Raw genomic sequence first — 14974 nt, 5'->3', positions numbered from 1 at the left:
AAACTGCTCCCTTTTGGAAAAGTTACGGGGGTTGTAGTTGGAAATCACAGACAAGGAGCTGGACAGGGATATCCGCAATCTATCCATTCCATGGGAAGACCAGCATATACCCTATGTTCCACTGGAAGAAATGGACTGTTATTCTGAGGAGGGTAAAGAAATATTTCGGCAATCCAGGCTAAAGCGCCAACGGGAAGCCGGAATAATTTAGACGGAAGACCGAACAACGAAGACGGAAGACGCTGTAAATGGGCCACAAAGGCCACCAAGTTTTCACGAAGTTTCACTACTTGTCCCGAGTAGCGTAGCGGATCGGGAAAGGCCACTTCGCGGAGAAAAATTTAAAAGTTTGAGAAAAAAGTGTCAAGTAAATTTAGGACGTGACACGGAAGACGCCTGCCTTAGGGCAGTCGGGGGGGCGGAGAGGGGCAGCGAAGCCGGGCATCCCTTTGGGAAGGTACACCTCTTTAAATCAGGGCCATCATGCCGGGATTCTGGCCTGGATGTGCAGTTGCAAATAACATTAACCTATATTTTTATTACTTGAGCCTTATGGAGAAATTAGTCACAAAAGATTCATGGAAGAACTCGCCAATAGATCAACCTAAACGGATTGAAATGGAGTTGCCCCTTACTGAGGGGCAGTTTGAAAAGCTGAAAAGAGGGTTTGTGCCCAAGCAAATGGAAGACAAATGGTTTGTTTTTTATGAGAAAGGCTGGATTTATTTCCACCGCTCCTGGACAGGATACGGGATTTTCAGGGCGGAAATCAAAAATGTTAAGGGGAAGTTTTCCATAACTGAGTTTTATGCGGAGAGAAACCCGGCGAAATACAACAATCAGGAAGACCGGGAGGATATCAGGATGATCAAATTGCTTATAGAACAGGATCTTATGGCTGAGTGCTGAGCAGGGAGCGCTGAGCAGGGAGTTCCTCCTCTGTTAAACCTTTAATCCCTTAAACTTTTACTCTTTTTCGGACCATTTTTCTGCAGCGAATTTTCGTTGGCTTTCAAGGCTTATAAATCCTCCAGCCAATCCTTTGCTGTGTCAGCCTTACCCCTATGTTACCCAAAATTGACACAAGGTGTCGTGTTTTTTGCCATTTATAGGCAAAAATACCGTGATCGGGGTATTGTCTCTTAAGTATTTAAGCCTTAAACTGCAGGTGTTAAATAAAAAAAGCCCCACAGAAGTATGCAGGGCAGAGAATTTCTTCGGCTTATAGCCTTGTTGTGAATTGTCTTTCGTCACGAATATAAAAAATTATTTTGATATGGAAAAAATTTTTGGAATTGATTTAGGTACTAATTCTTTTGGTGGAGTCTTGAGAGAAGGCGGTGAGTTTCCTTGGTATGGGGTATGTACCTTTAAAAAGGGAGTAGGGAATAAAGAGGGAAAGGAGTATTCCTATGCAGGGGAAAGGACGAAGAATAGAGCCACCAGAAGACTGTATAATGCGAGAAGGTACAGGAAATGGGCCACCTTACAATTCTTGATAAGCAATAATTATTGCCCCTTGGCACAAGAAAAACTAAATGAGTGGAGATATTATTCCAAGGATACAGGAAGGACATTTCCTGTAGATGATGATAGTTTTAATTCGTGGATTAAACTTGATTTTAATAAAGATGGTTTTCCCGATTATTCAAGTCCATATCAACTTAGGAGAGAGTTATTGTTTACCAAGCTTAACCTTAATGAGCGTTCAGATCGATATAAGCTTGGAAGAGCATTATATCATATCGCTCAACGAAGAGGATTTAAAAGTAGCCGAAAAAATGGAGGGACTGAAAAAGTCGCAATTTATAAGGGAAGTTCTAAGACAGCAACGATTGGTAGAAATGAATACGAACAGTTAATCCTTGACCATAAGACATTAGGAGCAGCTTTTGCTTTTTTAGAAGATAGTGGAATTAGAATTAGGAATAGGTACACCCTAAGGGCTGATTATGAGCAAGAAGTGGATATCATTTGTTCATTCCAAGAGCTTGAGCGAGAGAAATTTTTAGACCCGATAAAAAAAGCAATTTTTTATCAGCGGCCGCTAAGGTCTCAGAAGGGATTAGTCGGGAAATGTACATTAGAACCAAAAAAGCCTCGCAGTCCTGTCAGTCATCCTGCTTTTGAAGAATTTCGTGCCTGGAGCTTCCTTAATAATATTAAATACTTTGAATCCCATACAGGTAAATGGGAGCCAATTCCTTTGGCCTTAAAAGAAGAGGTACTTAAAGAGAAGTTTTTTTTTAAAAATGATAAGGAATTTGAATTTTCAAGGTTAAATAAGCATTTGCAAAAAATAGGCAATAAAAAATGGAAATTTAATTTCAAGGATGAGACAAGTGTGCCGGGTTGTCCAGTTTCTGCAAGATTGAGGTCTCTATTTGGTGAGGATTGGATGACTTTTGAGAAAACAAAACAGACTTTTAAATATGGTAAGCCCAAAACCATAACCTATACCATTGAAGATGTTTGGCATGTGCTATTTTCTTATGAGGATGAGGAAATCATGCAGGATTTTTTTTTAACTAATTTTGAGTTTAATGAAGAGCAGTTAATAGAAGTGACTGCTTTGTGGAATTCTTTCCCAGATGGGTATGCAAGTCTTAGTTTGAAAGCCATCAATAACATTTTGCCATTCTTGAGAAAGGGATTGACTTATACAGAAGCAGTTCTAATGGCAAAAATCCCGGACTTAATGGGTGTGGAGGCTTTTGCCCAGAACCAGGACTTTGTTACCACCCGAATTATTCAAGAAATAGAGGATAATAGAAAAGAGAAAAAGGCGATAGGTATAGTAAATAAACTCATAGCCGATTATTTCTTGGAGGAATATAAACAAGGTTTTAATGATCCTTCTTATAAATTAGATGCTGATGATAGGAGTGACATCCAAAAGGCAATATCTGCTCATTTTGGAGAAGAAGCTTGGGATAAGGAAATAAACCAGCAATTTTATATTTCAAGGGTTGAGTCTCTATATCAAGATTTTTTTGCAAGTCGGGTCAGAAAGCATTTTCTCCAACCGAATTTGTTAGATCAGGTAAAGAAAGTCCTAGAAGATGAATTCCATCTTGAGGAAAAGATGCTGTCAAAACTTTATCATCCCTCCCAAATCGATATTTATTCACCTGCAAAAATGTCTGATGATGGAAAAATATACCTCCCATCTCCTAAAACCGGGGCTTTTAAAAATCCAATGGCTTATAAGGCGCTGTATCAATTACGCCGGGTCATGAATAACTTAATTGCAACTGGTAAAATTGACGAAGATACCAGGATTGTTGTTGAAATTGCAAGGGAATTGAATGATGCCAACAAAAGGTGGGCGATTGAAGCCTATCAAAGGCAAAGGGAAAATGAAAACAGGGAAATTGCCTTTGCCATAACCCAGTTATTACGGGATCCTGAATTTAGAGGGAATGCAAATCCCGACAACCAAACCGATAAAGAAAAGCTGCGACTCTGGACAGAACAAAGTGACAACCCAGAGGAGTTTTGGAAAGAGGTTTTGGCAACAAAGGATGATGTCAAGAAATATAGGCTTTGGAAAGAGCAAGGATGCATATGTTTCTATACTGGTAAAGTTATCCGTTTTACCCAATTATTCGATCCAAATATCATACAGTTTGAACATACCATTCCAAGAAGCCAATCTTTTGATAATTCATTGGCTAACCAAACGGTTTGCTATACTCATTATAATCATGATGTTAAAAAGAACAGACTTCCAGTTGAGTTACCAAATTATGAAGAAGATACGAACGAAGGAAAAGCGATAAAGCCACATTTAATAAATTGGGAAAAGAAAATTGATTCTCTTTACAAACTCATCCAAAAAGCTAAAGCAAGTTCCAAATATGCGCAGGATAAAAGCCAAAAAGATGCTGCAATTAGAAAAAGGCATCTTCTTCAGATGGAATATAACTATTGGAAAAATAAGATTGACAGATTTACAAGGAAAGACGTTCCCTCTGGATTCAAAAATAGCCAATTAATCGACTCCCAACTAATTTCTAAATATGCCTTCCATTATTTGAAAACTGTTTTTAATAGGGTGGATGTACAAAAGGGAACCGTGACTTCCATCTTTAGGAAAATTTATGGAATACAATCCAAAGAGGAAGAGAAAGACCGTTCTAAACATTACCATCATGCCATTGATGCGGCTGTACTTACGTTAATTCCCAAAGCTGCAGAGCGGGAAAGGATTTTAAAGGAATACTTTGAAGATATGGAGGAGTGCAGAAAACAGAAGTATCCTCTCCAGCCATTTGATGGTTTTTCAAATAAAGTATTTGAGGAGATAAAAGAAAATATTCTAATCAATAATATTCCGAACAAAGACCAAGCTTTTTCTCCTGGGAAGAAGGTGGTTAGAAGAAGGGGTAAGGTGGTTTTTCTCAGAGATTCGGGTGGTAAATTAATTTTAGACTGTAATGGGAATAAGGTGCCGAAAATTGCCCAGGGGGATTCAATTCGGGGACAATTACATGAGGATAAGTTTTACGGGAAAGTTAAGGTTGTTAAAAGGGATCCGGAAGGGAAACCATTGAGGGATGTTAAAAATAATTATATTTTTGAAGAGAAGGAAGATGGATTTAGGTTTGTCATCAGGCGGCCTATTGAAGAAATAACAGATCTTAAAAAGATCGTTGATCCTCATTTGGCTAGAATGATAGAGGCTCAAATAAATGGCAGATCCTTGTCAAAAGCTATCAATGATGGCGTGTGGATGATTAACAAGCTTGGAGAAAAAGTTAATAAAATTAGGAGAGTAAGGTGCTGGACTGGTGAAAAACCTCTTGCAATTAAAAGTCAAACATATAAATCTAGACATGATTATAAAAATTATTATTATGCTAGTAATGGGGAAAATTTTGCCTTTGCTATGTATTTAGGAGAAGATGGGAAAAGGTATATGTTTTCCAAAAGCTTATATGAGGTAAGGAATTTACAAAATGACAATAGTTTTGAATTACGAATTGAAATACCGAAAGGTAAAAGTCTCATCCCCGCATTTTTATTTCATGTGTTTAAGGTAGGTCAAAAAGTCCTTTTTTACGAGAAGCACCCTGATGAAATTGAAATATCTAATAAAATTGATATTTCTAGAAGACTTTATTATGTTGAAAGATTATACGATTCCACTAGGGGGAACATTAGATTCCGGCACCATTTGGAAGCGCGATCAGATGACCAGTTATTGATTGATTTTCCTGAAAAAGAATTTGGCAAAAAAGGGAAAAATGGGTTTTCTAAATTTTCATCTGAACAAATTTGGCCAAGATTGCTTCTGAGCCATGGTAATATGAACTTCTTAATTGAAGGAAAGGACTTTAGTTTTGGGATTGGGAGAGAAATAGTTTTAATTTAATTCTTAAATTAATGATTAAGAGAACTCTTTTTTTTGGAAATCCAGCCTATCTCAGTACAAAAAATGAACAACTATTGGTTTCTTTTCCGGATGAAAAGCCTGACAAATTCGTGCCAATTGAGGATATAGGAATAATTATTCTCGAAAATCAACAAATAACCATTACAAACGGACTTCTGGCTAAATTGACTAGCCAGAAGGTGGCCGTAGTGTCATGTAATGCCCAGCATTTGCCGAACGGGCTACTGCTTCCAATGCATGGACATACCGAGCAGACGGAAAGAATCAGGCACCAACTAGGAGTTTCTGTTCCCTTAAAAAAGAATTTGTGGCAGCAGACTGTAAGTTCCAAAATCCGGAACCAGGCTGGTCTACTCTCCGAAAAGGGCAAGCCAAACCAAAAACTGTTGTACTTGGCCAAAAACGTCAGTTCAGGAGATGTCGGTAATCATGAAGCTCTGGCCGCTGCTTACTATTGGCAGAACCTTTTTAGTGTTTCTGAATTTTCGAGGCATCAAGGCGGCATACCGCCTAATAATTTACTCAATTATGGGTATGCTATTTTACGAGCTGTCATTGCTAGGGCGCTCGTTTCTTCCGGCTTACTGCCCAACGTAGGAATCTGGCATAGAAACAAGTACAATGCCTATTGCTTGGCTGATGACATCATGGAGCCCTATCGGCCTTTTGTTGATTTAGTTGTTTCGCATATTGTAGAAACAGAAGATGATATTGCCGAGGTGACTCCTATTCTTAAAAAAGAACTGTTACAGATTCCTGCTTTAGATGTTAGGATAGACGGGCAGAAGAGTCCCTTGATGGTGGCGGCGAGTAGAACCACTAGTTCTTTATATGATTGTTATTTAGGAATAAGTAGAAAGATTATATATCCGGAGTATGGATGAAAAATATTTTTCAAGGTTAAACCAATATAGAAGTTTGTGGGTACTAGTATTTTTTGATTTACCAACGGAAACAAAGAAAGACAGAAAGATTGCATCTGGCTTTAGGAAAAAGTTGCTGGACGATGGTTTTTCCATGTTCCAATTTTCCATATACATGCGCTTTTGTGCCAGTCGAGAAAATGCCGATGTCCATATCAAAAGAGTTAAGAAGAACCTGCCACCCAAGGGCAAAGTGGGAGTTATGTCTATTACGGATAGGCAGTTTGGTATGATGGAAATATTTCAGGGGACAAAATCAGTGGAAACAGAAGCTCCTCACCAGCAGTTAGAGCTTTTTTAATTCTCGATTAAGAAAAATGACTTATATTTAGCTGACATTCAAAAGAATACAATTGTTTTTTTTATTCTAAAAAGCAGTGTAAAAAACAGCATACCAGCCACTTACGTGGAGGTATGCTGTGATTCCTATCCTAAGATAGCTGGTTGAAAGCAATTCACAACAGTTTTTTGGTGTTTCCTGTGGTTTCGGCGCTGTGATTCCTATCCTAAGATAGCTGGTTGAAAGCAATTCACAACCATTGGCTTTTATAAATACCAAATTTATTCGCTGTGATTCCTATCCTAAGATAGCTGGTTGAAAGCAATTCACAACTTGTGCAAAAGTTTGGTGCCCTCATACGGAGCTGTGATTCCTATCCTAAGATAGCTGGTTGAAAGCAATTCACAACTGCTGGCCACTATTGCTATCAGCATCTTCAGCTGTGATTCCTATCCTAAGATAGCTGGTTGAAAGCAATTCACAACTTACCTTGTCTGACCCTAGTAATATATAATGCTGTGATTCCTATCCTAAGATAGCTGGTTGAAAGCAATTCACAACGGGGGAGGTGGCAAAAGCTCCTCATCATCCGCTGTGATTCCTATCCTAAGATAGCTGGTTGAAAGCAATTCACAACGTTAAGCTGTAGCTGTAGTTTTGTTAGATGCTGTGATTCCTATCCTAAGATAGCTGGTTGAAAGCAATTCACAACACCAAAATAATTGCGGTTTTGGGCGTCCTGCTGTGATTCCTATCCTAAGATAGCTGGTTGACAGCAATTCACAACACCAAAATAATTGCGGTTTTGGGCGTCCTGCTGTGATTCCTATCCTAAGATAGCTGGTTGACAGCAATTCACAACACCAAAATAATTGCGGTTTTGGGCGTCCTGCTGTGATTCCTATCCTAAGATAGCTGGTTGAAAGCAATTCACAACACCAAAATAATTGCGGTTTTGGGAGTCCTGCTGTGATTCCTATCCTAAGATAGCTGGTTGAAAGCAATTCACAACAAAGCCCGTTAACGTTTGGTTTGCCGTTTGCTGTGATTCCTATCCTAAGATAGCTGGTTGAAAGCAATTCACAACTGGTTTGGGATGGTTTTGTTGAGATTGACGCTGTGATTCCTATCCTAAGATAGCTGGTTGAAAGCAATTCACAACAAAGCCCGTTAACGTTTAGTTTGCCGTTTACTGTGATTCCTATCCTAAGATAGCTGGTTGAAAGCAATTCACAACAAAGCCCGTTAACGTTTAGTTTGCCGTTTACTGTGATTCCTATCCTAAGATAGCTGGTTGAAAGCAATTCACAACAAAGCCCGTTAACGTTTAGTTTGCCGTTTACTGTGATTCCTATCCTAAGATAGCTGGTTGAAAGCAATTCACAACTAAGTATGTCAATGGGTTCGGAAGCGTTAGGCTGTGATTCCTATCCTAAGATAGCTGGTTGAAAGCAATTCACAACAAGGAAAGCAATTAACTTTATTCTGAAATGGCTGTGATTCCTATCCTAAGATAGCTGGTTGAAAGCAATTCACAACTTGGTCTTCGTAGGCTTGATAGTCGCTGGGCTGTGATTCCTATCCTAAGATAGCTGGTTGAAAGCAATTCACAACTTCGGCCCCCTTGTCAAAAACGACGGTTAAGCTGTGATTCCTATCCTAAGATAGCTGGTTGAAAGCAATTCACAACTTGGTCTTCGTAGGCTTGATAGTCGCTGGGCGGTGATTCCTATCCTAAGATAGCTGGTTGAAAGCAATTCACAACTTGGTCTTCGTAGGCTTGATAGTCGCTGGGCGGTGATTCCTATCCTAAGATAGCTGGTTGAAAGCAATTCACAACGTGACCAGCTATGCGGCTGTGGCGAAGAGGCTGTGATTTTATCCTAAGATAGCCGGTTGAAAGTAATTTACAACCAAGTATAGGTTTTGCTTTTCTTCTTTTCAGCTGTAATTCCTATTGAATGGGAGTGATCAGTCATTCAGCTGCATAGGCAATTCTTTTGAACAGGAATTCTGACCTAGTCAATTGAAAGGTGAAGGATCTTTTTCTACCAGAATGACACAATTATTTAATATCTTTCTTACATGAAAAGAGGCATTACCCCCCAACAGCCAATTAAGTTGAAGATTTCCTTAGAAGGACTGCCCTTTCGGGTGACCCGAAAAGTTCTGGTTCCACATAATACCAACCTGATACAATTGCACGTCGTTTTGCAATATGCTATGGGCTGGATGGGTGGCCACCTGTTCCAGTTTCGTGACCGGCGAACCTACCCGGGAGTCATCGCGTCCTATGCCGACGACCCTGAGTTTTTCATAGATGAAGTGGAGGAAACGCCTGCCCATCGAGTGAAACTGCACAGCCTTTACAATTTCCGGCAGGGCTTGCCTTTTTGGTACTGGTATGATTTTGGGTACGATTGGTGGCATAAGGTTTCCTTTTTGGTTCCCTCAAGGAGAGATTTGGGGCTTTTTGAGCTGTTTGGCGAACAGCCGCTATGCGTGGAGGCGGAAGGGAAATGTCCTCCAGAGGATGTGGGAGGCGTGTTTGGGTTTGAGCAATTTTGCCAAGTCATCAATGACCCAAACCATGAAGAATACCAGAGTTACCGCCATTGGCTCGGGCTGGATATGGATGCTCCCTATGATTTGATGCAGGTTGATGTATTGGCTATCAACAACTCCCTCAGGGATTTTTTCAATAGCGATAGGTGGAAGTGGGAATCGGATAGGTTTTTCAGGGAAGGCTTAATTTGACCTTGCGTTTCGATCTCCATTTATTTTTCCTATATTCAATTATACTTTTCGTTTAACCTTATTCTTTAGCCATGCGATCTATTTTCCGATTCCTTGTTTTTGCCTTCCCGCTGGTGTGCGGGGTATATGCCTGTGATTCAAAGCCCGAAGAGGGCGTCACCATTATTTCTATAGATCCGGATAAGTCCGGAAGGGTCAGTTTGTCGGAGCATTTTGGGGGTGTGGAGTATGTGTTGCTGGATTATCCGGACTCGATGCCCATCGTTAATGCTTACAACATGTTCTTTGCCGATGATAGGATTTTGGTGGAGAGCAGGGAGACGGCGGCATTGTTTGTTTTCGATGGCAAGGGGAAACTGCTGAATGTGATCCGGAGTTTTGGGGAGGGGCCCGGGGAGATCGTGCATATTGATGATTTTCATATTGAGGGTGATCGGATAGTGATTACTGGCAGGCCGTGGAAGCAGTTGGCTTTCGATTTTGATGGCAACCTGCTGGAAGAGGTTAGGCTGGAGCCAGGGTACAACAGGAACTTCAAGGGGGAAGATTTCAGCCTCTTCCATTACCAATATGGGGAGGGCGAGGATAAATGGACTTTCCAGCGGGTAGCGGATGGGGAAGTGGAAGGGTATATCCCGCTTAAGGATGGTTATGAGACTTTCATTAGAAGGGGTTATCCTTGGGGCTTTAGTTTTGACCCGTTCAGAAAACAGCTTTATTTTACAGAAACCAATACCTATAATGTTCAGATTTTTGATGACCAGGGATATTGGAAAGACAGTGTGACCTTTGATTTTGGCAGGTATTCCCTTGATCCCAAAAAACGGCTGGAGCTGGCCCAGGACCATCAGCAAAGAAGGACCTATCTGGAAGATAATCCAAGAGTGGAAGTCCTGACGACTTTCAATGGGTATAAGGGTTTCAGGATGTTAACCTTTCATCTCCCCGGGCATGGAAACCATGCGGTGTTTTTGGATGATGACTATCAGGTGCTTTCACAGGTAAAGGAGTGGGAGAATGATATCGACGGCATGAAGATCTACAATTACCATTGGGCTTTCACTGAGGATGAGGTCATCTACCAGCTTAATTCCCGCAAGTTCTATCAGGATTACACCGAGACTTTCAATGGGAAAAAGGTGGAGGTGAGACCAGGGAACGTTCATGATTTCTTTGAAAAAAACAAGGAGAAGCTGATGGAGGAGAAGATTGTGCTGGTGAAGTTGAGGGTGTAGGCTCGTGGATCCTTTTAGTACTCGTACTTAGTGATTGGGTACCAAGTACCAGGTACCACGTACCAAGTATTCAAGCATCAGATGTTGGCTAGCAGCCATTTGGCGCGGCTGAGGCAATTCGCCGTCTTTACTCTCGTGGCCCTCCCTCGAGCTGCGCTCTTCGGATGGGGTGTCATGGTAACGAGGATTACATTTTTTCAGCATTCATCATTAACCAAACGTGGCTGCACTGTGAACCGGTTTGTACCTCGTACTTCTAATTTTGTACTTACGAATGGGTACCAAGTACCAGGTACCACGTACCAAGTATTCAAGCATCAGATGTTGGTTAGCGGCCATTTGGCCCGGCTGAGGCAATTCACCGTCTTTACTCTCGTGGCCCTCCCTCGAGCTGCGCTCTTCGGATGGGGTGTCATGGTAACGAGGATTACATTTATTCAGCATTCATCATTAACCAAACGTGGCTGCACTGTGAACCGCATTGTACCTCGTACTTCTAATTTTGTACTTACGAATGGGTACCAAGTACCAGGTACCACGTACCAAGTATTCAAGCATCAGATGTTGGTTAGCGGCCATTTGGCCCGGCTGAGGCAATTCACCGTCTTTACTCTCGTGGCCCTCCCTCGAGCTGCGCTCTTCGGATGGGGTGTCATGGTAACGAGGATTACATTTATTCAGCATTCATCATTAACCAAACGTGGCTGCACTGTGAACCGCATTGTACCTCGTACTTCTAATTTTGTACTTACGAATGGGTACCAAGTACCAGGTACCACGTACCAAGTATTCAAGCATCAGATGTTGGCTAGCAGCCATTTGGCCCGGCTGAGGCAATTCACCGTCTTTACTCTCGTGGCCCTCCCTCGAGCTGCGCTCTTCGGATGGGGTGTCATGGTAACGAGGATTACATTTATTCAGCATTCATCATTAACCAAACGTGGCTGCACTGTGAACCGCATTGTACCTCGTACTTCTAATTTTGTACTTACGAATGGGTACCAAGTACCAGGTACCACGTACCAAGTATTCAAGCATCAGATGTTGGCTAGCAGCCATTTTGCCCGGCTGAGGCAATTCGCCGTCTTTACTCTCGTGGCCCTCCCTCGAGCTGCGCTCTTCGGTTGGGGCATCAGTGTACTGAGAATACATTCTGTCATCATTCATCATTCAAAATTCATTTTTAACCGAACGTGGCTGCACCGAGAGTTGCTTAGTATTTCGTGCCTCGAACTTCAATTCACCTTTTGTAATTTACCTTTAGTAAATTACTTTTTGTAAATTACTTTTTGTAAATTTGGGTATGAAGCTTAAGATACCAGCCAATCCGTTTCCCACCACGGGGTATTATGGTCCGGAGTATTTTTGCGACCGGGAGGAGGAGAGCAATAAAATCAGCCAACTGTTGCAGAATGGGCAGTCCTGTCTGTTGATGGGCAATAGAAGGTTGGGTAAAACGGCTCTCATCCACCATGTCCGGCAAATGTTGCCCAAGAATTGGGGCTTTATCTATTTGGATATCCTTTCCACAGAAAATGAGCAGCAACTGCTTAATGCCCTGGGGGCGGCCCTGCTGCAGGGGTTTCCCGAGAAAAGCAAGGTCGGGAAAAGGGTTTGGGACTTTATGAAAAGCCTGCATCCCACCATCAGCTTTGACCAACTCAGCGGTATCCCGCAAGTAAGCATCCATAGTGCCCATGTCGAGAAACCGATTAAGAATATCCTGGAGTTTTTGGCCCAACTCGAACAACCCACTGTAGTGGCCATTGATGAATTTCAGCAGATTGCGCATTACCCGGAAAAGAATACGGATGCCTGGCTAAGGACGGTCATTCAGCGTTTGCAGAATGTCTATTTCTTGTTTTCGGGAAGCCGGCAGTCAATCCTGAATGAACTGTTCAGCGATCCTTCAAGGCCATTTTTCAGAAGTGCTTCCCCCCTGAAGATCGGCAAGATAGGACAGGATGATTATCGGGAATTCGTGGTGAGGCATTTCAAAAAAGGAGGCAAGACAATAGAGGAGGCTTTGGTGGATGAGATTTTGGAATGGGCCAAATGTCATACTTACTATGTGCAACTCTTATGCAACAGGCTTTATCAAAAACCAATTAAGAAATATGTGCGGGAAAATTTGCAGTCTTGCGCTGACGAGATACTTCAGGAGCAGGAGGCGTTCTTCATTCATTACCGCACCCTGCTCAGCCCCCAACAGTGGAAACTGCTTTCAGCCATTGCCCGCACCGGGACAGTCTATGCCCCTACATCAAAGGCTTTCATGTCTTCCAATCACCTAGGCAGCCCAGCCACCGTGTTCAAATCACTTGATGCCCTGCTGGACAAGGAGATGATCTTCAAGGAATATGGACCGGAAGGGGAGCCTTATTATGAGGTGTATGACGTGTTTTTTGAGAGGTGGATGCAGGTGAGGGGGTTATGAATTAAGAATTAAGAATTCAAAATTAGGAATTGAACCTTGTGTGCCCAATTCATCATTCCTAATTCCTCATTCTTCATTTTCCATTTCACTCCTCCATCTCCCCAAACCACACTACAGCATATTCCTTGTAAATCCCCACTCCCATGGCTTTCCAGTCGGCGTCTTTGAAGGGGCCGAGGTTGGCCAGGACGGAGTGGTGGCCGGGGCTTTTGATCCACACTTCCAGGGCATGGTCGGGTTGGGCTTTGGCGGAGTGCCAGTAGGCGATCTCGTAGCCGGGGCTTTCATAGCCGGCGATCTCCTTGGGCTTGTCCCACATGCATTCGGGGTTTTTGTGGTTGTCGGTATAGCAGCAGCCTTTCCAGTCCCCTTTCTTGGACCAGCTGTGCATGTTGCAGCGGTTGCTCCGCTGATAGTTTTCCTGTAAATCCCTGGCGTGCGTCTGGGCCACCTTGCTCAGTTTTTCGGAGTAGGCGACCGGCGGCAGGTTTCGGGTCTGTCGGTAATCGTTGATGATATCGTAAAGGGTCTGTTCCTCGGCGGTCGGTGACGTAGGAGAAGTCCATGCCTGAGAAAAAACGAGGAGCAGGGACAATATAAGGGAGTAATGCATTTGTTTAAGTTTGACTTTCTTTTGTTAACGGGGGCTTATGGTTTATGGTTTGAAGTTTAAGGCTTATGGTTTGACGATGTCATAAACCATAAACGCTCCACAGGAGCCATAAGCCCCACGAATCCTTTTCTTAAACCATAAACGCTCCGCAGGAGCCATAAGCCATAAACCCCGAGAATCCATTTCATAAACCATAAACTTTCCGTAGGAGCCATAAGCTTTAAACACCGTATCACTGGTACGCAAAGCGATATGCCTTGCTCTTCTATCAGATTGTTCTGCAGCAGACAACTAGAATTGATGAAATTTAGTTATATTGAATGGGCATTCCCCAAAAGTTATGGAACATAGAATAACTATATCGACAGAGGACAAAATATTGATTGAGAAGATTTTATCTTTAGTGAAAGATGAGGATGCGGTTGTGAAATTGGAACATTACCCCTCTCCTGAAAATGATAAAATTGTTGATCTTATGAATAAATTGTCTAAAGAGTTAGAGAAATCTACTATTCAGGATCCGGTGAGTTGGCAACGCAAAATTAGGAAAGATCGAAAACAACCTTTTCGCGGCCAATGATATTGCTCGATAGTAATATTATTATTTATTGTTTGCATCCCGAATTTCAGGGGGTAAGGGATTTTTTAAAAGGTAAAGTTTTAAGTTGTTCAATTATAAGCAAGATTGAAGTTCTCGGTTATTATAAATTAAACCATGCCGAAAAATCTGCTTTTGAAATGCTGTTTTCCCAAATTCAAATTATTCCACTATCCCAAAATGTTGCATTTGAAGCCATTAAGTTAAGGCAGCAACAAAGAATTACATTAGGTGATTCTATTATTGCAGCCACAGCTCTTCTGGCGGGCGGGGCTTTAATTACTGCTAATGTGAAGGATTTTAAGAGGATTAGTAATTTGAATATTATTAATCCTTTATAACCCAGCAATGGTTTAAGGTTTGAAGTTTAAGGCTTATGGTTTGACGATGTCATAAACCATAAACGCTCCGCAGGAGCCATAAGCTTTAAACACCGCGAATGAGGTTTATGGTTTATGGTTTGAAGTTTAAGGCTTATGGTTTGACGATGTCATAAACCATAAACGCTCCGCAGGAGCCATAAGCTTTAAACACCGCGAATGAGGTTTATGGTTTAAGGTTTGAAGTTTAAGGCTTATGGTTTGACGATGCCATAAACCATAAACGCTCCGCAGGAGCCATAAGCTTTAAACACCGCGAATGAGGTTTATGGTTTAAGGTTTGAAGTTTAAGGCTTATGGTTTGACGATGTTATAAACCATAAACGCTCCGCAGGAGCCATAAGCTTTAAACA

At 41.8% G+C, this 14974-nt stretch carries 13 protein-coding genes and 1 CRISPR repeat array; of the genes, 9 read left to right on the top strand and 4 right to left on the bottom strand.

What is annotated here, in order from left to right; translation table 11 throughout:
• The first annotated feature begins 552 nt into the window (after positions 1-552).
• From KI659_RS16040 to KI659_RS16015, 6 genes are all read left to right on the top strand, one after another.
• The gene (locus KI659_RS16040) at positions 553-909 is read left to right on the top strand and encodes a hypothetical protein (RefSeq protein WP_213946389.1); all 357 of its coding nucleotides are present in this window, start codon (positions 553-555) and stop codon (positions 907-909) included.
• 367 nt (positions 910-1276) lie between these two features.
• A complete protein-coding gene (gene cas9, locus KI659_RS16035) occupies positions 1277-5377 on the top strand; it encodes a type II CRISPR RNA-guided endonuclease Cas9 (protein WP_213946388.1) in 4101 nt (1366 codons plus the stop codon).
• An 11-nt stretch (positions 5378-5388) separates the two neighbouring features.
• A complete protein-coding gene (cas1, locus tag KI659_RS16030) occupies positions 5389-6282 on the top strand; it encodes a type II CRISPR-associated endonuclease Cas1 (RefSeq protein WP_213946387.1) in 894 nt (297 codons plus the stop codon).
• Positions 6275-6622, top strand: a complete 348-nt coding sequence (cas2, locus tag KI659_RS16025; protein WP_213946386.1) for a CRISPR-associated endonuclease Cas2 — start codon at positions 6275-6277, stop codon at positions 6620-6622. Before cas1 ends, cas2 begins: the two co-directional genes overlap by 8 nt.
• Before the next feature lie 115 nt (positions 6623-6737).
• Positions 6738-8441: direct repeats of the CRISPR family, unit length 46 nt; unit sequence GCTGTGATTCCTATCCTAAGATAGCTGGTTGAAAGCAATTCACAAC.
• Positions 8442-8686: 245 nt separating this feature from the next.
• On the top strand, positions 8687-9358 hold the full coding sequence (locus KI659_RS16020; RefSeq protein ID WP_213946385.1) for a plasmid pRiA4b ORF-3 family protein: 672 nt from the start codon (positions 8687-8689) through the stop codon (positions 9356-9358).
• 71 nt (positions 9359-9429) lie between these two features.
• Complete coding sequence (locus KI659_RS16015; protein WP_213946384.1) at positions 9430-10593, top strand: 6-bladed beta-propeller; 1164 nt, start codon at positions 9430-9432, stop codon at positions 10591-10593.
• A gap of 450 nt (positions 10594-11043) precedes the next feature.
• Here the strand turns inward: KI659_RS16015 and KI659_RS16010 are convergent, their stop codons facing one another.
• From KI659_RS16010 to KI659_RS16000, 3 genes are read right to left on the bottom strand one after another with little or no spacing between them, the layout of a single operon-like run.
• A complete protein-coding gene (locus KI659_RS16010) occupies positions 11044-11277 on the bottom strand; it encodes a hypothetical protein (protein ID WP_213946383.1) in 234 nt (77 codons plus the stop codon).
• A 6-nt stretch (positions 11278-11283) separates the two neighbouring features.
• Positions 11284-11517: a hypothetical protein gene (locus tag KI659_RS16005; RefSeq protein WP_213946382.1), complete on the bottom strand. Its 234-nt coding sequence runs from the start codon at positions 11515-11517 to the stop codon at positions 11284-11286.
• Positions 11518-11523: 6 nt separating this feature from the next.
• Positions 11524-11763, bottom strand: a complete 240-nt coding sequence (locus tag KI659_RS16000) for a hypothetical protein (protein ID WP_213946381.1) — start codon at positions 11761-11763, stop codon at positions 11524-11526.
• A gap of 133 nt (positions 11764-11896) precedes the next feature.
• Between KI659_RS16000 and KI659_RS15995 the strand changes: the two genes are divergently transcribed.
• On the top strand, positions 11897-13030 hold the full coding sequence (locus tag KI659_RS15995) for an AAA family ATPase (protein ID WP_213946380.1): 1134 nt from the start codon (positions 11897-11899) through the stop codon (positions 13028-13030).
• Between the two features lie 85 nt (positions 13031-13115).
• Here the strand turns inward: KI659_RS15995 and KI659_RS15990 are convergent, their stop codons facing one another.
• Positions 13116-13643 carry a CAP domain-containing protein gene (locus KI659_RS15990; RefSeq protein ID WP_213946379.1) on the bottom strand — a complete coding sequence of 176 codons (528 nt, stop codon included), beginning with the start codon at positions 13641-13643 and terminating at the stop codon, positions 13116-13118.
• Between the two features lie 340 nt (positions 13644-13983).
• Between KI659_RS15990 and KI659_RS15985 the strand changes: the two genes are divergently transcribed.
• Positions 13984-14223 (top strand): hypothetical protein, encoded by a 240-nt coding sequence (locus KI659_RS15985; protein ID WP_213946378.1) that lies wholly within the window; start codon positions 13984-13986, stop codon positions 14221-14223.
• Entirely contained in the window at positions 14220-14582 is a 363-nt protein-coding gene (locus KI659_RS15980) for a type II toxin-antitoxin system VapC family toxin (RefSeq protein WP_213946377.1), read from the top strand. Before KI659_RS15985 ends, KI659_RS15980 begins: the two co-directional genes overlap by 4 nt.
• Positions 14583-14974: the final 392 nt, after the last annotated feature.

Source organism: Litoribacter ruber (assembly GCF_018449405.1).
GTDB lineage: Bacteria > Bacteroidota > Bacteroidia > Cytophagales > Cyclobacteriaceae > Litoribacter > Litoribacter ruber.
This window is presented reverse-complemented; position numbering and strand designations above follow the sequence as displayed.